The organism is Enteractinococcus helveticum (assembly GCF_020742345.1).
Classification (GTDB): domain Bacteria; phylum Actinomycetota; class Actinomycetes; order Actinomycetales; family Micrococcaceae; genus Yaniella; species Yaniella helvetica_A.
Genome location: NZ_DYXC01000028.1, coordinates 44809 through 65511, shown reverse-complemented (window position 1 = coordinate 65511; position 20703 = coordinate 44809). Strand labels below are relative to the sequence as shown.

The window sequence follows — 20703 nt, the reverse complement described above, 5'->3', positions numbered from 1 at the left end:
GCCGGCTGGCGCGCCGTGCTGTGGCTGTTCGGGTTGTGCAGGTTGAACTCCGGGATCGGGTTGCTGCACCGGTGGTTGCTGGGTTGGTGGTTGTTGGGTCGGTGGGGCCTGCTGCCAGTCGTCTTCAGGTGGTGGCAGCCAATCGTCTTCGGGGGGCGGACCCCAGGTGGGATCGGATGCGCCCCTGTCTGGTTCGTTGGGTTGATTCCAGGTGGGTTGTTCGGGTTGGCCCCAGGCCTGATTTGGTTCACCAGAACCCCAACCTGCAACACCGGTGGCCGGTGGGGTGGGGTGAATCGGATCAGCCGGCGGTTGCTGCGAGCGCTGTTGGGGTCGCTGCGGTTGAGGTTGTTGAGCAGGTGTTTGCGACTGCTGGGCTTGGGGTTGTTGTGGCTCAACCTGTGGTGAGGACGGCGACGCCGGAGACTGCGGCGAAATCGGTGGTGCAGGCTGTTGTGCTGACTGCTGGTGCGCAGGTGGTTGTTGTTGCGGTGGCGTCTGGGCTGGAGCCTGTTGAGGCTGTGGCCGAGCCGGGCGGCTAGGTGCTTTTGGGGAACCACCGCCCGAGGTGCCCGAAATGAGATCGAGCTCGGGTTGGATGCCGAGCACATGATTGAATCCAGCGGTCAGCAGTTTTTCCCCGCCACGTTGCTGAACGGTGCTGCGTGCGCCGTCATTATCAAACCCGATGGTCAACAGTTTGCCGTCATAGCCAACAACTTGCGCGTTGCCGTTGATGGTCATCCAGATCAGCCGCGACTCGTTTTTCAAAAACTCGAGCACTTCTGGCCACGCGCGACGCACCATCTCAACCTGGGACGGCTGCTGGGCAGCAGGTGGCTGGGATGACTGCTGGGGTGCGGTTTGTTGCGGCGGCGTTGCCGGGGGGTGTTGTGCAGCGGATTGCTGAGGCTGTTGTGCAGCAGGGCGCTGCTGCGGAGCCTGTGGCTGGGGTGCCGGCATAGGTTGGGGTGTCGGTTCAACACTGGGCTCGGCCGGCTCTGGCTGTGGTGCTTGACGCGGTGGCTGAGCTTGCGTAAGCGCTGGCTGTGGTTCGGCGACGGCCGGTCGAGCGTTCTGCGGTGCCGGGTCTTCGGGTTGTTCATCGGCTTGTTCTTGATCGCGGCCCAGTGCGGCCCGGGCGGCAGCGGCACCGGATAATCCGGTCTGTTCTGAACGCACGATCACGGGTTTGGCAGCCGGTTGCTCGGCGGCAGCCTCCGGCACCCCACCATATTCAATGCGACGTTCCAACCGGTCGATGCGCGCGGCCAGGCCGCGTTCGGTCTCATCGGTGGCTGGCAGCATGAGCCGTGCCATGAGCAATTCCAGATGCAGGCGAGGCGAGGTTGCCCCCGACATTTGGGTCAGTGCGGCAGCCGTAATGTCGGCGGCTCGCGAGACTTCGGCCGGGCCCAGCTGCTGGGCTTGAGCTTCGAGACGACGCAACTGGTCGGCGGGCATCCCATGCAAAATGCCAGGCGCCTGCTCGGGCGCGGCTTTGACAATCACCACGTCACGGAAACGCTCTAGCAAGTCTTGCACAAAGCGCTCTGGATCCTGGCCCGACTGGATGACCTGGTCAACCACCCGGAACACGGTATTTGAATCCTCAGCCGCCAGGGCATTGACGACGTCGTCCAGCAAATTTTCGGGCGTGAAACCCAACAGGTTCACGGCCAGGTCATAGCTCACGCCGTGCTCGGTGGCACCGGCAATGAGCTGATCCAATACCGACAACGTGTCACGAACTGAGCCGCCACCGGCGCGAATCACCAGCGACAGCACACCCGGTGCAATCGCCACCTGCTCAGCAGTGGCTAATGACTCCAGGTACTCCATGAGCGGTTCGGGCGGGACCAGCCGGAACGGGTAGTGGTGGGTGCGCGACCGAATTGTGCCAATAACCTTATCGGGCTCGGTTGTGGCAAAAATAAACTTGATGTGTTCCGGTGGTTCTTCAACAATTTTGAGCAGCGCATTGAATCCGGCAGACGTGACCATGTGCGCTTCGTCAATAATGAAGATCTTGTACCGGTCACGTGTTGGGGCAAAGGTGGCGCGTTCACGCAGATCGCGGGCGTCGTCCACACCACCGTGCGAGGCCGCATCGATTTCAATAACATCCAGCGAACCAGGGCCGCCGGTTGCCAAATCCACACAGGAATCACAGGTCCCACACGGGTTTGCGGTGGGTCCCTGGGCACAGTTCAGACAGCGGGCAAGAATTCGCGCCGAGGTGGTTTTACCGCAGCCGCGAGGGCCCGAGAAGAGGTAAGCATGGTTGATTCGGTGTTTGTCGATCGCATTGGCCAGCGGCACGGTCACGTGTTCCTGGCCAATAACGTCTTCAAACGTATCCGGACGGTAGCGGCGATATAAAGCGGTGGTCACTCTCAATACCCTAGCGTGGCGACGGCTGCTTCGGCACCAGCATTATCTGCTGGCCGAACTGTACCACTAGACTTTATTCCGCTATCGCGTGGAAAGGAAAACTCATGGCGCACACCGGTTCGGCCTCGGGTCTTGATCGTCACCTGCTCGATGCGTTATTTATTGATGCGCACACGACCAATACGTTTTCCAATGACGCCGTTGACCCCGCCGTCATCGCTGCGGTCTATCAGGACATTCGCTGGGCTCCAACACAGATGAACTGTCAACCGCTGCGCCTGACCCTGGTGCATACTGCCGAGTCCCGGGCACGATTGGCCCCGCATATGCGCAAAGGCAATCGGGACAAGACCCTGACTGCTCCGATGACCATCATCGCCTCCTGGGACCCGTACTGGCACCGACAGCTTCCCGTACTGGCACCGCATAAAACGGGAGCACGGGAGAAACTTGAAGACGATCCGGTCGCACGCCAAGACATTGGGCAGCGCTCAGCACATCTGCAGATTGGATATTTCATCCTCGGGCTGCGCGCCCATGGACTGCATGTGGGACCGATGACTGGGTTTAACGCAACAGGCGTCGACGAGGAATTTCACGCCGACACCGGGTGGCGAACCGAGATCATCATCAACGTCGGGTGGGCGCCCAACGTTGATGATCCTCGAGCCGTTCGAACCCGGGCCGGTCGATTATCCTTCGACGACGCCTGTCAGATCGTATAGGTCTTGGCTTATGCAGTTAGAGAGTCAACCCAGTCTTGGTTTTCTTCCATCCAAGCGCGGATAACTTCTTCGTATTGATCCTGTTCGACTTCTTCTTCGAACAGAACAACTTCAAGATCCTGAAGTCGTTCAGTGTCGATTTCGAAATCGGAGAGCCATTCGAAGATTTCTGGTTGATCCTCAGAGAAACCTGCGCGAGCATAAATGGTCATGTTTTCTTCCTGACCAAGTGCTTCTTGAGGATCTTCTAGGGCTTTGATGTCATAGGTGTTGAATGCCCAGTGTGGACGCCATAGCGTCACTGCAATAGGGTCACCGTTTTCGGTTGCCGTGGCAACTTCTTGCAGCATGGCAGGAGTAGACGAGGTCCTAAAGTCCCAGTCTTCCAAACCGTATTCTGGAATAACGTACTGCTCGGTACGTTCGGTCAGTCCTGCACCAGGTTCAATTCCGACCAGACGGCTCTCGAAAAGGTCTGCGTGATCTGCTAGCTCATCCAGAGAGTCAAATGGCGCATCTTCATGGACGGCAATGACCTGGTTTGCATCACTGTTCCAAACCCCGACCTGTTCGAGGTCATCGCCGTATTCTTCAAGGTATTCGGCGTGCGTAACAGGCTGCCAAATGTTCATATTGAAGTCCATGTCACCTGTGGCCAGCGCTGAGAAGCTGGGAGCCAGATCCATGTAGGACTTATTGACCGTGTAACCTTCGTCCTCCAGAATCAGCGACCAGAGTTCGGCAACCGCGATGCCTTCTTCCCAGCCGTGGTTGATGGCAATGTTAATCTCATCGCCGCCTTCACCAGAACCGGTATCGGCTGTCTCGCCGCCACATGCGGTGAGAGCAAGTCCAGCCGCGGTGGCAAGTGCGGTCAAACGGCCAAAAATGCGGAATTTTTTCTGTGCTGTAGTATGCATATTTTCCTCTGTGTAAGCGAGCATGTTGTTCCACGGTAGCACCAGCCACAGGTCGGTCCAAGAGTCTATGTGTGGTTGTGGAGAACTTTATCTGATCTCAGAAACCAGCCACTATACTGCCTAAATGCACCAGACAGAAGGATACCGTGAACTCCATCGGACCTAAACGCGCTGCCAAACTCACCGTCCACATCGTCACTGCATCACCTGCAAGCCAAGCACGTTGCAATATTGACATCTGATGCGATCATGCCACGTAACACCGTGCGAAACCACGGGCGTCATTTCGTTTTAGCTATACCATGTGCGCAAGCTGTAGGACGCTAGCCTATGGCATCAATACCGAAGACGACCTCTGCACAACCGGTTTGAGAAATCAGCTGGGGGAGTTAACCTAAGAACCCCTCACGCACCTGCCAGAGCCTACCGACCCTTGCTGCATTCCTGCCCTGGGGGAGTTGAGTAAGATAGCACCGCGTGAGGGGCCGGAGTCCATCATACCAATTCATGTCCAAAGTGCGAATTCCAGGTAACCCTTTCTCTCACGGTGATAGTCGATGTCGATTCCACGCTGTCGGGGAAACAAAATTGCTCGCGCGCACACGCGAATGCCAGAGTGACAGTCATGAGAATTGATATCTGGTCTGACATTGCCTGCCCATGGTGCTACATCGGACTTGCCCGGTTTGAAAAAGCGCTGGCAGCATTCCCGCACAAAGACGCCGTAGAAGTCCACTACCGCACCTTCCAACTGGATCCCACTCTGCCGGAACGCGATGACCGCAGCGAGGCGCAATACCTCTCCGAAACTAAGGGCATGCCCGCCAACCTGATCAACCAGATATTTGAAACCGTCAAAGAACACGGTATAAAAGCCGGTGTGGAATTCCATATGGACGACGTCGTTGTCGCCAATTCCTGGACTGCCCACCGCCTACTACACCTGGCCAAACAACACGACCAAAACGTCACCGTCCACCAGGACAAAATCACCCCTGCCCTGAAGCGCGAACTCCTTGCCGGGCGCTTCAGCACTGGTCTGGACCTGTCGGATCATGATCAGCTCGCCCAGGTTGCGATCTCAGTTGGCCTTGATGAAACTCGCGTACGTGAAGTACTGGAATCTGACGAATTCGATACCGAGGCCAATGCCGATGTCGAACAGGCACGTGCTTTTGGTGTTTCCGCGGTCCCAACCTATGTCTTGGCCGAAAAATATGCGCTGCCAGGAGCCCAATCGGTCGAAACCTTCAGTCAAGCTCTGCGCCAGGTCTGGGAGGAGCTCAACCCTGCACCCCTGCAAACGTTAGGAGCCGATGGGCAGGCTTGCGGCATTGACGGGTGTGACTAAGAACTTGGCAGCCATTTTGCTTATTCATTCAAGAATGGGCTATGCTAAAACCTGGTCTTCGCAAGGTGAACACTTTGTAAAGTTCCATTCTGGAGGATTCGCATAGCGGCCTAGTGCGCACGCCTGGAACGCGTGTTGGGTGAAAGCCCTCGGGGGTTCAAATCCCCCATCCTCCGCAGAATACAACCCCGCCAGATGCTTGATTTGGCGGGGTTTTTGCTGTTCGTCCCGGTCACCACAACGGGGAAGAACAATCTCGTGCGGACATTCGGTGGTATTTGCCAAGAGAGAACGGCTGCTATGTTGGAGCTATGGCTGAACCGAAAGTATACGGTCTACTCATCGACGATCAAACGCGTTGTACACACTATGCGACCGCGTTAGATATTGTGGCACTTCGATTTGGCTGTTGTGAACGCTATTATCCGTGCTATCAATGCCACGATGAAACCGCAGACCATCCACGATTGCCCTGGCCGAGCAATCGCGCCCACGAGCCGGCTGTCTTCTGTGGAGTATGCAAAAGCGAGCTCCTGATTACACAATATACGCATAAAGATCGCTGCCCGTCGTGTCACGCAGCCTTCAATCCCGGCTGTAGCGCCCACTAGGACCTGTACTTCGAACAGCCGCACTGAACACATGTGCTAGGTGGGTCAGTTGGGCTGTACGAAGCAGAATTGTTTCACCAAAAAAGTAGGTTTAGCCCTTGACCGACAAGGACCGGTGTTGGCCAGAGCGCTCGCCAAGGTGTCGTGATGGCAAGTGGCGATGTAACCGCAATGCGCGCAGGGCAATCACAATCGCGACAATGTCAACGATTTCTTGCATGAGTGCGCCGTAAGTCGCCGGTAAATACCCGAATGCAGCAACAGTCATCAATCCGATCGAAACAGCCATGCCAAACCAAATGGATTGCAACGCGATGGAAACCGTCCGCTTGGCGATGAGCGTGACGTCGGCAAGCCGCGCAAAATGCTCAGAGGTGATGACTGCATCTGCTGACTCTGAAGCCGCCGTAGAACCACGCGCGCCCATTGCGATTCCGATGTCGGCAGCAGCCAAAATTGGTGCGTCATTGATCCCATCCCCGACCATAAGTGTCGGGGAGTTCATAGCTTTGACCACGTCCACTTTGTCGGTGGGGGTCATCGATGCGTGGACTTGTTCGGCACGAAAACCGATTTCTTGGGCAATCGCTTCAGCCGTACTTTCCATGTCACCGGTCACCATGACCATCTGTTGTACCCCGTGGTCAGTCAACCAGTCGATCGTGGCGGTTGCCGCTTCACGTAGCGGGTCTGCCAACACTATGACGCCGACCAGTTGGTCGTTGCAGGAGACATAGACTGCGGTCTCACCGGCTGCTAATTTCAACTCCTCAAATGTTGGCGTCACCTCAGCGATGAATGCTGATTTTCCGACCCGTAATTGTTTGCCGGTCGTCGTTGTCGCTTCAACACCGTTGGTTGCCACTTCTTGGGCGTGGTCTATCGCGATGAGATCAAGACCTTGTTGACGAGCCTGCTGGATAATAGGTTCGGCAAAAACGTGCACAGAATATTGTTCTGCGGATGCTGCCAGTTGGAGGGTTTCAGTCTCGGTTCCGCCAACTGTTTCGATGCGCGCGACGGTGGGGCGCCCTTGGGTAAGCGTGCCGGTCTTATCGAATGCCGCAGTTTTCACGCGAGCAAGCCGCTCTAAGGTCCCACCGTCTTTGACAATGACATTGGCTGAAGCCGCCGAGGACATGCCTCCCATAAATGCCACAGGTGCTCCGATCAGTAACGGGCATGGTGTTGCCACGACGAGAACTTCAGCAAACCGGACTGGGTCTGAGGAATACCACCACGCAACACCGGCTACCAGCAGTGCAACGATCGTAAAAGGCACCGCGTAGCGGTCCGCTAACCGCACCATGGGTGCTCGTGATTGCACCGCTTCTTCGACGAGCTGCACGATCTTGGCGTATTGCGATTCTGCAGCCGTAGTTGTCGCGCGCATTTGGAACGTTTCGGAGCCGTTGACAGTACCGGAGATGATTGCATCACCCGGGTATTTTGTAACCGGTATAGCTTCCCCGGTCACCGATGATTCATCCAGGGAAGCCCTGGTAGATAGTAATTCGCCATCAACCGGAATAACTTCAGAACCGCGAATAACCAGGACATCTCCGACTTCTACCTCTGAGATCGGGACTCGGGCCATCGTCGTGCCATCGGCTTCAAGACGATATGCGAATCTTGGGCGTCTATTAATGAGAGAGTCCAACTCGCGTGAGGCTTTTTTAGCTGCCATATCTTCTAATGCTTCACCGCCGGTTAGCATGAGCGCAATAATCATGCCGGCTAAATATTCTCCAACCACAAGGGTTGCGATCATGGCCACGACCGCCAAAACATCCAGACCCCACTGACCTGCTTTGAGCGTCTTGAACATATCAACCAGCGATATAAGCAACGTGATTCCGATGACGAGATAAGCCGTTATCGCTAGTTGGAGATCCAAGTCCGTGAAGAAGAAAAGGATCCCCAGGCCGAGGCCTGTAGCAACGAAGAGCACGATCGGGTGCAAAAATGGGTGGCGAATCGAAGGAAACTTAGGCTCCATAGCCTCATGATTCCCACAATGTCGGGAAATATCCAGCAAGGTGAGCCGACCCTTAGCGCAATATGAAGATACGTCAATACTGGAGTCCTGCGTATGTCAAGGGCTATGTGCTGTGGATTTATCCGGAACTCTGCCGCAGCCCAACGAATTATTGAGCGAAGAACACCGTCGCACTCTTCGCTCTAAGAAGAATTTTAGTGGGGCATCAAGTCGTGGTGTTGGTTGCCGACGAACTCTTCGTGGGTAATTTGTTCGACCTGAACCTCGCCCAAGACGTTCTGGTCGCGTAGTTGGGTTTGGTGTTGTAACGCCTAGATAGATTCGAATCTTAACTCAACTGTCATGATCTATATCACGAAAAATTGCATTCTCACAAGGGGTCCCTTGCGGATTTTTGCGTCTTGTCAACCTGAAGAGTCACTTCCTGATAACGGTCTGAGTGAAGCCTGTAATTGTCTGAACAATCTTGTTACCGTTGAAATCCAAGAGGTTGTGTCTACTCGACTCTGACTTGTGATCCAAGCCAGACGACTAGGCTCGGCCTAATTTTATTTTGTTAGCAAGTTGTACACGGACGTGAGGAGGAGCTCACCCGCCAGGTTCTGGCGGTGGGTCAAGTACCATGAGCGAACCAAACACAGCCCAGCCCGTCATACGGGCTGAAAATGTCTATAAGGTTTTTGGCAAACGTCCTGAAGCTGTCGTCGAAAGAATGAAAGCCGGCGAGACGCGTCAGGACGTTGAAGACGAAGGCACCGCAGCGGTTATCGATGCAACCTTCGATGTTTACCCCGGTGAAATTTTCGTTGTTATGGGACTTTCGGGCTCCGGAAAATCAACCGTCATTCGTACACTCAATGCTCTACAACCCGCCACGTCTGGCACAGTAGAAGTATTGGGCCACGACCTGTCGACCCTGTCAGCCAAAGAACTGCGCGATCTGCGGTCGAAACACATTTCGATGGTCTTCCAGCACTTCGCATTGTTCCCACACTGGACCGTTGTCGAAAATGCTGCTTACAGCCTTGAAACACAAGGTGTCGATAAGAAAGAACGCTATGATCGTGCACGTGAGGTGCTTGCTGCAGTCGGATTGAAAGGGTGGGAAGATTCCTATCCTTCAGAGCTTTCTGGCGGTATGCAGCAGCGTGTCGGTCTGGCTCGCGCGCTAGCTGCCGGCACGGACATCATGCTGATGGACGAAGCATTCTCGGCACTGGATCCGCTGATTCGTCGTGAGATGCAAGATGAACTCAGACAAATCCAGGACCAGCTTGGCCGAACCATTGTGTTCATTACGCACGATCTCAATGAAGCGATGTTCCTCGGGGACCGTATCGCCGTCATGAAAGACGGCAAGATCGTCCAAGTTGGTACTCCGGAACAGATCTTGTCTGAACCAGCCGATGAATATGTCGCCTCTTTCACCGCCGATGTGGACCGTGCGCGAGTACTGACGGCAGATGCCATCATGGTTGGTGAAGAAAGCCTGACTGCCAGTGATCGCCAAGCTTTTGAACGGAAAGCTCTGACGGTCAAATCTACCGCCACGCTGCAAGATATAGTGCCGGTTGTCATTGAGGCTAATGGGCCGATCGGAGTCGAAAGCGTTGATTCGAATCAACGGATCGGCTACATTCCACTTGGCGTACTTCTGGAAGCACTCACACCACAGCGATCCGAGGTTGTCCCGGATGTCGAGGAGGCAAACTAAATGGAAATTCCAGTGCCACGTATTCCCTTAGGCGACTGGGTTGAAGTTGCCCTTGATTGGATCCTCGCGGTCCTTGGAGGATTCTTTACATTTATCCGGACCATCCTGGTCCAAGCCTACGACCTTCTGTTGTGGCTTCTCACCACACCTGAGTGGTGGATTGTCACCCTGGTGCTGGCTGCTTTGGGCTGGTGGTTGCGAAGCTGGCAGCTGGCCCTTGGAACGGTTATTGGTTTCGTCATCATTGTCGGGGTCAATCAGTGGTCTAATGCCATGTCGACGCTCGCGTTGGTGACTATTGCAACGTTGATCGCGGTCATCTTTGCGATTCCTCTTGGTATTTTGGCTGCCAAGTCGCAAACCGCTTCCAAGGTGCTACGGCCCCTGATGGACTTTATCCAGACCATGCCACCCATGGTTTACCTCATTCCCGCGCTGGTGATTTTCCGTGTGGGTGTTGTACCGGGCATGGTAGCCACCGTGATCTTTGCAATGGCACCCGGTGTACGTTTCACTGAACTAGGTATTCGCGGGGTAGACCGCGAAGTTGTCGAAGCTGGTAAAGCCTTCGGTTCGCCTCCCGGCAAGATCTTGCGTCAAATTCAACTGCCACTGGCAATGCCAACCATTATGGCTGGCGTCAACCAGATCATCATGTTGTCACTGTCGATGGTTGTTATCGCCGGTATGGTCGGCGCCGGCGGTCTTGGTGGCGAAGTTGTGGCCTCGTTGAACCGCATTAACGCAGGTCTTGGTTTCGAGTCCGGTCTGGCCGTCGTCATCCTGGCAATGTACCTCGACCGCCTCACCTCAATGCAGTCCAAGGCCAACTTGCACTAATTGGTGCTTGAGTGCACTGCATTACCTGTAATTCATAAATAAAATCACGAAAGGAAGATGTTGACTTTGAAGTCACGTTTGTTCAAATCTGCAGCCGCATTGTCGGTAGCCGCTCTGGCACTCACCGCTTGCGGTGACTCGGGGGATTCAACTGGTGGCGATGAAGCTGCTGCAGGGAGTAGCGGCGAGATAACAATCGGCGTCTTCAACGGTTGGGAAGAAGGCATCGCAGTATCTGAACTGTGGGCCTACGTACTGGAAGAAGAAGGATATGCAGTAGATCTTCAGTACGCAGATCCCGCACCCGTCTACTCAGGCCTATCCACCAATGACTACAATGTGACACTGGACGCCTGGCTGCCAATCACACACGCTGACTACGTGGATGAGTACGCCGATGACATCGTTGACCTGGGTACTTGGAACGAAGAGTCCTCGCTACACTTTGCCGTCAACGAAGATGCGCCAATTGATTCCCTGGATGAACTGGCCGAAAACGCTGATGCGTTCAACAACCAAATCGTCGGTATCGACCCGGGCGCAGGCATCTCGCAGATCACTGAAAATGAGGTCATCCCAACTTATGGCCTAGAAAACATGGAGTACACCACATCAGGTACTCCAGCAATGCTACAGGAATTGTCAAATGCCACTGAAGCAGGCGAGAATATCGTCGTTACTCTATGGCGACCACACTGGGCATACGATGCCTTCCCAATTCGCGACCTGGAAGATCCTGAAGGCTCGCTTGGCGATGTAGAATATCTGCACTCCTTCGCTAACGCGGAATGGGCCGCTGATGAAGCCAACGCCGAAGTCGTTGGCTGGTTGGAAAACTTCACAATGGACTCGGAACTGCTGTACTCGTTAGAGAACGTGATGTTTAACGAGAACCAAGATGTCGAGGACTACCGTCCGATCATCGAAGAATGGGCAGCAGAGAACCAAGAATACGTTGATGGTCTGACCCAGTAGTCGGTCCGTCAACTTGCTGACAGCCGCTGGCTTCCACCACCTGTATGGAAGCCAGCGGCACCAGCGTATCCGCTCCACCTGACACCTAGGACACACCATGAAAATCTCAGCTCGTTTCTATAAGACAACTGCGGTGCTCTCTATTGCAGGACTAGCCTTGGTCGCCTGTGGCGACGACGGCGGGGACACTCAACAAGAAGGTAATGGCGAAGCACAAGGCGGCCCCGTAACTATCGGTGTTTTCAATGGCTGGGATGAGGGCATCGCCGTCTCCGAACTCTGGAAATACGTACTGGACCAACAAGGCTACGAGGTGAGCCTTGAATACGCTGACCCCGCGCCGGCGTTTTCTGGGGTCGCGTCAGGAGACTATGACTTCCTGATGGATGCCTGGCTGCCATCGACACACGAAGATTACATCAATGAATATGGCGACCAGATGGAAGACCTCGGTGTTTGGAATGATGAAGCCGCGTTGACTATTGCAGTCAATGAAGATGCGCCCATCACCTCACTCGATGAGTTAGCGGATAACGCCGATGAGTTCAATAATCAGTTGATCGGTATTGAACCGGGTGCAGGTCTGACCCGCATCACCACCGATGAAGTCATTCCAACATATGGCCTCGAGGATATGGAATATACAACGTCCTCCACCCCGGCGATGTTGCAAGAACTTCGCACCGCCGTTGATAATGGTGACAACGTTGTGGTGACCCTGTGGCGACCACACTGGGCCTACGACGAGTTCCCCATCCGTGACCTGGAAGATCCCGAAGGCGCACTAGGTGAAGCCGAAAGTATTCACACTTTTGCTAACCCAACTTTCGTGGAAGAAAACCCAGAAGTCGCCGATTGGCTGCGCAACTTCGAGATGGACGGCGATACCCTCCACTCGCTAGAAAACGTCATGTTTAATGAGAACCCAGACACCGAGGATTACCAACCAATCGTTGAAGAATGGGTTGCCGAGAATCAAGAATACGTAGATGGCCTGACCAACTAACCAACCGGCCATCCACTCAGACGCAAGCCGTTGACTGCCGCCTAAGTGGCAGTCAACGGCTTGTATTGTGAGACACACCACCTTGGTGTTCGCTGGTGTGGAAAATTTCTGCGTTGAGTACACCGTTTCTTTCTAAGTATTGTCTCGAAACACTTGCCGCACAGATCTTTGGCGATAATAAGCGTAGGGAATCTTAGCGAAAGGGAATACTTGGCAGCTTCGCTCTCAACGCGACAACAACTTTTGGCCGTAGGCCTTACCGCCAATGCTGGCTTTGTGGATGGCCTATTTTTCATTCACCTTGGCGGATACTTTGTTTCGTTCATGTCCGGAAACTCGACACGTGCAGCGGCCGCCTTGGCTGAGGGCCATGTTGATGAATGGTTTGTGGCAACCCTGCTGATCTTTTGTTTCGTGGTCGGGGTGATGCTGTCATCTTTTGCGGTTCGTTTTGGTCCGAAACGTTTCCATCCTCCGGCAGAATCTTTGCTTTCTCAACAGGTAACGCCGCACGGTTCGGCAGTCTGGACAGCGTTTTTGCTCATGATGCTGGGTGGAATTACCGCCAGCATTCCGGTGCTTTCGCCATATGCTCCCTTCGTGATTGCCTCAGCCACCGGAGCAGTCAATGGAACCTTCACCCGACGAGGTGAGGTGACTGTTGGACTGACGTATATGACTGGGACCCTGGTGAAAATGGGACAATCCCTGGCCTCGGCGATTGCCTTGCGCTCTTCGGTGTATCTGTTCCGGTTCGTACGTTATCTGTTCTTGTGGTCGGCGATTGCCGTCGGCGCTCTGCTTGGTGCGTGGGCTTACGTCGTCATGGGATTGTCTTCGGTCTGGTTGGCGGTTGTGGCGATGACCGTCTTGGCAATCATGCTTACCTGGCGGGTGCAACGACGTCATGAGCGTCGTGTGCGACGTCCGCAGGCTACCAAAAAATCATGAAAAGTTCGTGGGGCCGACCATTAGTAATGGTTGGCCCCACGAACTGTGAGCACACGCGGAAGTTGTTTTAGACGCTGACTTCTAGCTCAGCGGCGAGGTAGCGTTCATAGGCGGGTATGGTCAAGAAGTCCTCGAAGTTTTCGGACAGTGCTGATTCGGCAAAGAGCTGTTTTGCGTCATCGAGTCGATCGTTGTCATAACGAGGCAATGCTGCAAAGACTTCGTCGATTTTTTGTGTGACCCATTCAGCCGTGATTGGTTTCATCGACCCGTCTTCACGTTGGGCTTCGGAACCCGAGTGGATCCACTGCCAAATCTGGGAACGGGAGATTTCGGCGGTGGCGGCGTCTTCCATCAGCCCGTTGATCGCAGCGGCACCAGAACCGTTGAGCCAGGCATCCATGTAGCGGATGCCGACTTCGATATTGGTTTCCAGCCCGGATTCGGTGATCGACCCGGTGGTGGCTTGCACGTTGAGTAGCCCTTGAGCGTAGGGGACCACGTCGTCGCGTTTATTGGTCCGGATCTGGTGTGGTGCATCGAGCAGAAGCTCATCGAAGACTCCCATGCAAGTGGGTACTAGACCCGGGTGTGCTACCCACGAACCGTCAAAGCCGTCGTTTGCTTCGCGTGTTTTATCTTCCCGAACTTTCGCCAGGGCTTCTTTGGTGCGTTCCGGATTGGAAGAATCGGGAATGAAAGCACTCATCCCACCGATGGCCGAAGCGCCACGCTTATGACAGGTACGGACGAGCAGGTCGGTATAGGCCCGCATCATCGGTTGGGTCATGGAAACGTCGGCTCGATCTGGCAGAACATATTCGGGTCCGGAGTCGCGGAAGGTTTTGATGATCGAGAAGATGTAGTCCCATCGTCCCGCATTCAGACCGGCGGCATGGTTGCGGAGCTGGTAGAGGATTTCTTCCATCTGGAAGGCGGCGGTAATGGTCTCGATCAATACGGTGGCCCGGATCGTACCCTGTGGAATGCCCAGGTAGTCTTGGGCTTTGTTGAATACACAGTTCCACCAGCGAGCTTCCAGATGATGCTCGAGTTTTGGTAGGTAATAATAGGGTCCGCGACCTAATTTGACGAGCTTGTCAGCGTTATGGAAGAAGTACAGCCCAAAGTCCATCAGTGAACCTGACAGCGGCTGGCCGTCGATGAGGATATGTGACTCTTCCAGATGCAGTCCTCGGGGACGAACAATGATGGTTGGCATCTGTGCCAGTGCGGGTTTCTTCAACCGATATGCTTTGCCGTGTTCCGAGGTGAAGTCAATGTCGTGTCGGATGGCGTCGTAAAGATTGACTTGCCCGTTGACCATATTGGCCCAGTATGGTGAGGAAGCGTCTTCGAAATCGGCCAGCCAGCACTTTGCCCCCGAGTTCAATGCGTTGATGGTCATTTTGCGATCGACCGGACCGGTAATTTCGACTCGACGATCTTTGAGACCTGGAGCCAGGGGAGCGACCCGCCATGAATCATCCTCACGAATGCTGCGAGTGGATTTCTCGAAATCAAGCGGTTGACCGGCTGCCACCTTGGCCCGAGCGTCTTGGCGTGCCTCAAGCAGTTCAAGACGGCGCGGATTTTGTTTGGTGTGTAGATAGGCCAGGAAATTTAGGGCTTGATCGGTGAGAATTTCGCGCTGCCGTGCATCCAGTTCACCGAACACGGTCACATTGGTGCCTTCAGGTGTTGTGTGGTGGATAGTTGACGATGCCATGGCGGGTGCTCCTTATCTGGTCTAGGCGGACTAGAACTGTTGTGCTTCGGTTGAATCAGCCAAAGCGGTGGTGGACGATTCTGGGTTGACGGTGGTAGAGATGGTGTCGAAATAGCCAGTGCCAACTTCGCGCTGGTGACGGGTCGCGGTGAAACCGTCTTTTTCTGCTGCGAACTCGGCTTCCTGGAGCTCAACAAATGCCGACATCTGGCGGTCTGCATAACCCTTTGCCAGGTTAAACATCGAGTAGTTCAGCGAGTGGAAACCAGCCAGCGTAATGAACTGGAAGGTATAACCCATCGATGCCAGTTCACGCTGGAATGAAGCGATAGTTTCGTCATCCAGGTTGGCTTTCCAATTGAATGACGGCGAGCAGTTATAAGCCAGCATTTGATCCGGGAATTCGGCTTTGACAGCCTCAGCAAACTGGCGAGCCACATCCAGATCAGGCGTGGAAGTTTCCATCCACAACAGATCCGAATACGGTGCGTAGGCCTTAGCACGGGCAATGGAGGGTTCCAGACCGTTTTTGATGTAGTAGAAACCTTCAGAAGAGCGTTCCCCGGTCAGGAATTGATGATCGCGTTCATCAATGTCGGACTGCAACAGCGTCGCGGCTTCAGCATCGGTGCGAGCCACAATCAGTGAGGAAACACCGGCGACGTCGGCGGCTAGGCGTGCAGCATTGAGTGTGCGCACGTGATGCGAAGTCGGGATCAGGACTTTACCGCCCAGGTGGCCACACTTCTTTTCGGATGCGACCTGATCTTCCCAGTGCACCCCAGCAGCGCCGGCAGTGATCATCGATTTCATGAGTTCGTATGCGTTGAGCGGACCACCAAAACCGGCTTCGGCGTCAGCGACTATGGGTACCAGGTAATCTTCAACAGTCTGGATGCCTTCTGCCCATTCAATTTGATCGGCACGCATCAGCGCATTATTGATGCGACGAACGACCTGAGGCACCGAGTTTGCTGGGTATAGGGACTGGTCAGGGTACGTATGGCCCGAGAGGTTGGCATCGGCGGCAACCTGCCAACCAGATAGGTAGATCGCCCGTAAACCGGCTTTGACTTGCTGGACAGCCTGGCCACCAGTCATCGCACCCAGGGCATTGGTGAATTTGCCTTCGGTATGCTCGCTGGTGAGTTGGTGCCAGAGTTTCTCGGCACCGCGTTTTGCTAGGGTGTGTTCTTCCTGAACTCGACCGCGAAGTCGCACGACGTCTTCGGCTGTGAAGTCGCGGGTGATGCTGGCCCACCGTGGATTAGCATTCCAATCTTCTTGGATCTGGTCAGCTGCTGCCTGTATTGCCTGTGTGTTTGACTGTTCCATGGTTCTCCCTAATTCACAGTTTGTTTGATGTTGCAGAGGTCCGGTACTTCTAAAGAAGTTTCGATTAGGTAGCTCATTGCTCCTGTGCAATCGCTGTAGGCACTACTTTGCCGTGGTTGATCAGCGGAAAATAGAGGGGTAGCGAGAAAAGAAATAGCAAAATTTCCGAAGCGAAAGGTTTTCGTGTTTTTCAAGCGACTTACGCGCATTTCGCGAGAATGAATGGCGAGATAACAAAATATCAACGAATCTTGCATAGTCAGAATCCTGTGATTTTGCTTGATATTAGCGATTTCGTCGAAATTTGAAGAAAATGTGGTCAAGAAAATTTTTGTGGACACCGACTTGCTGAGGCCTATTCCTGCTGGACGGCTGTCCAGCTTGCGGGTGAATTTTGTCGTGGATCTGTGAATAAAGTCGGATTTTGTCTAAGCTGTCCCTATGACTTCACTGGCAGGTTCTGATGCAAGCGCGTGGCAAGACGCTGAGACGATTCCACAAGCCTCGATCGACCCGGTCATTCTGGGATACCGGTTGCGGCATTTTCGTACCGCCGCTTCCTTGACCTTGGATGAGTTAGCTGAAAAGGTCGGCGCTACGGCTTCACATCTATCGATGATCGAAAATGGTAAGCGCGAACCGAAGTTATCGCTGCTGACCGAGGTCGTAGGACATTTGGGAGTCGAGATTACAGATCTCTTACAGCCCGAGGCGCCGTCAGCTCGAGCGGCGCTGGAAATTTCAGTCGAAAAAGCACAACGTACTCGGCATTGGCAGGCAATGGGGCTTCCGAATATCCGAATTTCTTCGCGAATGCCCACCGAAGTTCTGGAAGTTATTGACGGGCTGACCCGTGAGCTACGTCGTCAGCACGCAGAACAAGCCGCGACACCAGAAGAAGCTCGTCGGGCTAATGTTGCGATGCGAAAAGAACAGCGGGAGCGCAATAATTACTATGCCGAACTAGAATCCCAAGCCAATGAACTTTTGGCAGCGGTGGGCCACGACGCTGGTCCATTGTCCTATCACGCGATAGCTGACATCGCTGATCACTTGAACTTCGAGCTGCGTTTCATTTCCTCGTTACCGCACTCGACACGTTCCGTGACGGACCTTAAGAATCGGATTATCTTTCTTGCCGATGCACGCAATCCAGATCATGATCCACGCTCTGTGGCCCTACAGGCGCTCGTGTCGTACGTATTAGGCCATGGGGAGCCGGTGGACTATAAGGATTTCCTCCGTCAGCGGGTATATACCAACTACATGACAGCCGCGCTTATGATGCCTGAGAAGCCCCTGGTCAAAATGCTCAGAGAGCGCAAAACGAATCGCGATATTGCAATCGAAGACATACGAGACGCCTATTCGGTTTCCTATGAATCTGCTGCGCACCGATTTACCAATGTGGCGACCCATCACCTGGAAGTCGAATGTCACTTTCAAAAAGTTCATGAATCAGGTGTGCTGCATAAAGCCTATGAAAACGATGGGGTGAATTTTCCAGTTGATTCCATCGGTGCCATCGAAGGTCAGGCGGCCTGCCGGTATTGGACGTCGCGGGAAGTCTTCAAAACGAGTGATCGTTTCAGACCGTTCAACCAGTACACCGATACGGTTGTGGGCACCTTTTGGTGCACGGCAGTAGTGGAGCCATCGCAGGCGTCGCTGTTTTCGTTATCTGTGGGGGTTCCTTTTGAGCAAGCACGGTGGTTCCGCGGAGCAGATACCGCCGAGCGCTCGCGGTCGCATTGTCCCGATCCAACCTGTTGCCGCACCCCGTCTCCAGAATTAGAAGCCCAATGGGGTGGTTATGCCTGGCCTGCGGCGCGCGCCAATGCGCACATGTTGGCGGCAATGCCGTCCGGTGCTTTCCCCGGGGTTGACGACGTTGCCGTGTACGAGTTTTTAGCTACTCAAGAACATTTCCATCAGTGAGCGAATTTGGCCGCTATGCGTCTTGCCCAACCCGGCCGCCACTGTTAACGTAGACATTACTAAACTGTTAGCGACAGCTGTGTCCTTTTCCGGTTTATCATGCACAGCTCGTTGTCCTACCGAACGAAAGGTGCCCACCGCACATGCGTCTGACCCTTGGTAAATTCGTTGTTCACCCTCAGCACGGTCCTGCGGAGGTCGTTGAGCGTAAAACCAGGAAGGTCAAAGGTGAAGACGTCGAGTACGTGGTACTGGAAGTAGAAGACCAGCGCCTCCAGATCGCCGTTCCCGAAGACAGCCTGTCAGAAATTGGCGTCCGTGATTTAGCCAGCCACACTCGGTTGCGCAAACTGATGTCGCTGCTTGCCAAGACCGGTGACAAACTCGAAAAGCAGTGGTCCCGTCGTCTGAAAGCACTACGCGAAAAATTCGCGACCGGTGACCTCGATAATGTCGCAGAAGTCGCCCGTGACCTCTACCGCCGTCAGCAGGAAAAAGACCTCTCCATGGCGGAACGCAACCTGTACCAGGAAGCTAAAGACATGCTCGTGGCAGAGGTAGCACTCGTACTGGATGTTGACCACGAAGAAGCAGAACGCACTATCGATGGCGCCATTGACGGTGTGCCGTTGACTCGTCTGGGCTTGGACCGAGGCAAAGATAAAAAGTAATACTTCCGAGCCAAACCAACACCGCCTCGAAATAGTTTCGAGGCGGCGTTTTTATCAGCACAGCACCAATGTCATGGGTGGTGTCCCTCCCATCAGGGTAATTTTCATACCCAAACCGTCACGAAGACGTTGTCCTACCGTGCACAGCACCACCGATACGTATTCAGTGGGCTCGTCGAGAAACAGCGGATGATGGAGCAGGCTGTTCCAAAAGGAGCGGACTATCCTGACATTCCCGGCTCAGTTGATGCTGCGCAAAACAACATGCAAGCACATGGCTTGGCGATCAGTTGTTATTTGGTGTGCTCACCCGGTGACAGTAGGCTGACTTGTCCGCCGGTGAATGTCAACGGCAACATGAGCAGCAGCCCGTTACGAAGACCGAAGTGCTGAGGCATTATTCGTGTCGTTCATTATTCGTTTCGTGGTCTTGGCTGTCCTGACGATGCACCACCGACAATGACCGACGCAGCACCTTGCCGTCGTCAACAGAGGCCACATGTTTTTCAGTTTGTTTCTCCACGGTGGACACGGAACGTGGACGAATCTGGACCTGTTCTTCCGCAGGAATACCGGCAACCAGCTGTCGTGCACGAAGGATTTCGACGTCGATTTCAGCCCCCAAGAGGATCACGATATTGAATATCCAAATAACAAATAGGATCGCCATCAACGCGCCAATCGCACCGTATGACGAATATGAGGCGAAGTACGTCAAATAGATAATCATTGCGACCCCGGCCAGGACAATCCCAAGTACTGCGACAATGGCACCAATTGATAAAGGTTTAAACTTTCGCTCAACATTGCCGCTGAAGTGATATAGCACGCCAAGCATCAGGATCAGCAAAAGCAGTACCACGGGGTATTTCACCCAGTCCCATACCGGGAGGAACGACTCCGTGAATGTCGTCAGAACCTCCTGGGCGCCGAGAGCTTGAGCAATCGGCGCGAACACGGTATCAATGATGGTCTTATTCAACGCTAACGATATCAGTGCAGCAACGACGGTTACCACCATGATCAGCGTGATCAGCAACGTCGTCAGATAAAACTTAACCTTCGAACGGCCCTCAACCACACCATAGATGTCGTTAATATTGCGTGCGAATGCTTGGACGTATTTGGACGCCGACCACAGTGCGACCACTGCACCGATGATCAGGGCAATGACCCCGCCGGATACCGACTGGGTCATTGTGGTGACGAGATTGAGCGCCAGCTCCTGATATTCAGATGGCACAGTCTGAGTGACTAGGTCCTGGGCAAAGTTTTCGACCTGGTCTGCAGCGGAAGCCAAAAAGAGTGTCATGATCGAGAAGACGGCCAGCAGCAGGGGAGCCAAAGACAACACGGCAAAGTATGTCAGAATTGCTGCCCGGTCCGTACCTTTATCAACCGTGAATTGTTTGATCGCACGGATCATGGCGTATTTGAACGCGGCACCTGGTAAACGCTTGGCGGGTTGACGATCTTGTGGATCATTCAGCGCCCGTTGTTCTGCAGCAATGGTACGTTCTAGTTTGTGATGGATACTCACGGCG

General features: G+C 54.2%; 16 protein-coding genes, 1 tRNA gene and 1 other RNA gene. 11 read left to right on the top strand and 7 right to left on the bottom strand.

Translation table 11 applies throughout. The features are described 5' to 3' along the window. Window positions 1-2400 (bottom strand): DNA polymerase III subunit gamma and tau (locus K8V32_RS02010; RefSeq protein WP_524536672.1); only part of this gene is annotated, 2400 nt, incomplete at its 3' end. A gap of 98 nt (window positions 2401-2498) precedes the next feature. Here K8V32_RS02010 and K8V32_RS02005 point away from each other — a divergent pair. Continuing rightward, the gene (locus K8V32_RS02005; protein WP_303902074.1) at window positions 2499-3119 is read left to right on the top strand and encodes a malonic semialdehyde reductase; all 621 of its coding nucleotides are present in this window, start codon (window positions 2499-2501) and stop codon (window positions 3117-3119) included. Between the two features lie 8 nt (window positions 3120-3127). On the opposite strand, the gene K8V32_RS02000 is transcribed toward K8V32_RS02005, so the two are convergent. Then, entirely contained in the window at window positions 3128-4039 is a 912-nt protein-coding gene (locus K8V32_RS02000; protein WP_303902071.1) for a glycine betaine ABC transporter substrate-binding protein, read from the bottom strand. 393 nt (window positions 4040-4432) lie between these two features. After that, an RNA gene (ffs, locus tag K8V32_RS01995) (signal recognition particle sRNA small type) lies at window positions 4433-4529 on the bottom strand. A 135-nt stretch (window positions 4530-4664) separates the two neighbouring features. Between ffs and K8V32_RS01990 the strand changes: the two genes are divergently transcribed. From K8V32_RS01990 to K8V32_RS01980, 3 genes are all read left to right on the top strand, one after another. Beyond that, the gene (locus K8V32_RS01990) at window positions 4665-5390 is read left to right on the top strand and encodes a DsbA family oxidoreductase (RefSeq protein WP_303902069.1); all 726 of its coding nucleotides are present in this window, start codon (window positions 4665-4667) and stop codon (window positions 5388-5390) included. Between the two features lie 91 nt (window positions 5391-5481). Beyond that, window positions 5482-5566, top strand: a tRNA-Ser gene (locus tag K8V32_RS01985). 135 nt (window positions 5567-5701) lie between these two features. Beyond that, on the top strand, window positions 5702-6001 hold the full coding sequence (locus tag K8V32_RS01980; protein WP_303902066.1) for a CHY zinc finger protein: 300 nt from the start codon (window positions 5702-5704) through the stop codon (window positions 5999-6001). A 91-nt stretch (window positions 6002-6092) separates the two neighbouring features. On the opposite strand, the gene K8V32_RS01975 is transcribed toward K8V32_RS01980, so the two are convergent. Then, window positions 6093-8000, bottom strand: coding sequence for a heavy metal translocating P-type ATPase (locus K8V32_RS01975; RefSeq protein WP_303902064.1), 1908 nt, complete (start codon window positions 7998-8000; stop codon window positions 6093-6095). Between the two features lie 622 nt (window positions 8001-8622). Here K8V32_RS01975 and K8V32_RS01970 point away from each other — a divergent pair. From K8V32_RS01970 to K8V32_RS01950, 5 genes are all read left to right on the top strand, one after another. Then, complete coding sequence (locus K8V32_RS01970) at window positions 8623-9714, top strand: quaternary amine ABC transporter ATP-binding protein (protein ID WP_303902061.1); 1092 nt, start codon at window positions 8623-8625, stop codon at window positions 9712-9714. Beyond that, window positions 9715-10554, top strand: a complete 840-nt coding sequence (locus K8V32_RS01965) for an ABC transporter permease (protein WP_303902058.1) — start codon at window positions 9715-9717, stop codon at window positions 10552-10554. A 57-nt stretch (window positions 10555-10611) separates the two neighbouring features. Then, window positions 10612-11529 (top strand): glycine betaine ABC transporter substrate-binding protein, encoded by a 918-nt coding sequence (locus K8V32_RS01960; RefSeq protein WP_303902055.1) that lies wholly within the window; start codon window positions 10612-10614, stop codon window positions 11527-11529. 97 nt (window positions 11530-11626) lie between these two features. Further along, on the top strand, window positions 11627-12535 hold the full coding sequence (locus tag K8V32_RS01955; RefSeq protein ID WP_303902052.1) for a glycine betaine ABC transporter substrate-binding protein: 909 nt from the start codon (window positions 11627-11629) through the stop codon (window positions 12533-12535). Window positions 12536-12745: 210 nt separating this feature from the next. Next, window positions 12746-13486 (top strand): YoaK family protein, encoded by a 741-nt coding sequence (locus K8V32_RS01950; RefSeq protein WP_303902049.1) that lies wholly within the window; start codon window positions 12746-12748, stop codon window positions 13484-13486. Window positions 13487-13553: 67 nt separating this feature from the next. On the opposite strand, the gene aceB is transcribed toward K8V32_RS01950, so the two are convergent. Together aceB and aceA are read right to left on the bottom strand one after the other, a co-directional pair. Next, window positions 13554-15215, bottom strand: coding sequence for a malate synthase A (gene aceB / locus K8V32_RS01945; protein ID WP_303902046.1), 1662 nt, complete (start codon window positions 15213-15215; stop codon window positions 13554-13556). A gap of 30 nt (window positions 15216-15245) precedes the next feature. Then, entirely contained in the window at window positions 15246-16550 is a 1305-nt protein-coding gene (gene aceA, locus K8V32_RS01940) for an isocitrate lyase (protein WP_303902044.1), read from the bottom strand. Between the two features lie 441 nt (window positions 16551-16991). On the opposite strand from aceA, the gene K8V32_RS01935 reads away from it, so the two are divergent. Both K8V32_RS01935 and K8V32_RS01930 read left to right on the top strand, forming a co-directional pair. Next, the gene (locus K8V32_RS01935; protein WP_303902041.1) at window positions 16992-18488 is read left to right on the top strand and encodes a helix-turn-helix domain-containing protein; all 1497 of its coding nucleotides are present in this window, start codon (window positions 16992-16994) and stop codon (window positions 18486-18488) included. Between the two features lie 143 nt (window positions 18489-18631). After that, window positions 18632-19159, top strand: coding sequence for a CarD family transcriptional regulator (locus K8V32_RS01930; RefSeq protein ID WP_303902039.1), 528 nt, complete (start codon window positions 18632-18634; stop codon window positions 19157-19159). A gap of 397 nt (window positions 19160-19556) precedes the next feature. On the opposite strand, the gene K8V32_RS01925 is transcribed toward K8V32_RS01930, so the two are convergent. After that, window positions 19557-20699: a YihY/virulence factor BrkB family protein gene (locus tag K8V32_RS01925; RefSeq protein WP_303902036.1), complete on the bottom strand. Its 1143-nt coding sequence runs from the start codon at window positions 20697-20699 to the stop codon at window positions 19557-19559. Window positions 20700-20703: the final 4 nt, after the last annotated feature.

Coding starts and splice junctions, on each gene's coding strand:
- K8V32_RS01980 (WP_303902066.1), top strand. CDS start 5,702: ATGGCTGAACCGAAAGTATACGGTCTACTCATCGACGATCAAACGCGT.
- aceB (WP_303902046.1), bottom strand. CDS start 15,215: ATGGCATCGTCAACTATCCACCACACAACACCTGAAGGCACCAATGTG.
- K8V32_RS01970 (WP_303902061.1), top strand. CDS start 8,623: ATGAGCGAACCAAACACAGCCCAGCCCGTCATACGGGCTGAAAATGTC.
- K8V32_RS01955 (WP_303902052.1), top strand. CDS start 11,627: ATGAAAATCTCAGCTCGTTTCTATAAGACAACTGCGGTGCTCTCTATT.
- K8V32_RS02005 (WP_303902074.1), top strand. CDS start 2,499: ATGGCGCACACCGGTTCGGCCTCGGGTCTTGATCGTCACCTGCTCGAT.
- K8V32_RS02000 (WP_303902071.1), bottom strand. CDS start 4,039: ATGCATACTACAGCACAGAAAAAATTCCGCATTTTTGGCCGTTTGACC.
- K8V32_RS01935 (WP_303902041.1), top strand. CDS start 16,992: ATGACTTCACTGGCAGGTTCTGATGCAAGCGCGTGGCAAGACGCTGAG.
- K8V32_RS01975 (WP_303902064.1), bottom strand. CDS start 8,000: ATGGAGCCTAAGTTTCCTTCGATTCGCCACCCATTTTTGCACCCGATC.
- K8V32_RS01990 (WP_303902069.1), top strand. CDS start 4,665: ATGAGAATTGATATCTGGTCTGACATTGCCTGCCCATGGTGCTACATC.
- K8V32_RS01965 (WP_303902058.1), top strand. CDS start 9,715: ATGGAAATTCCAGTGCCACGTATTCCCTTAGGCGACTGGGTTGAAGTT.
- aceA (WP_303902044.1), bottom strand. CDS start 16,550: ATGGAACAGTCAAACACACAGGCAATACAGGCAGCAGCTGACCAGATC.
- K8V32_RS01930 (WP_303902039.1), top strand. CDS start 18,632: ATGCGTCTGACCCTTGGTAAATTCGTTGTTCACCCTCAGCACGGTCCT.
- K8V32_RS01960 (WP_303902055.1), top strand. CDS start 10,612: ATGTTGACTTTGAAGTCACGTTTGTTCAAATCTGCAGCCGCATTGTCG.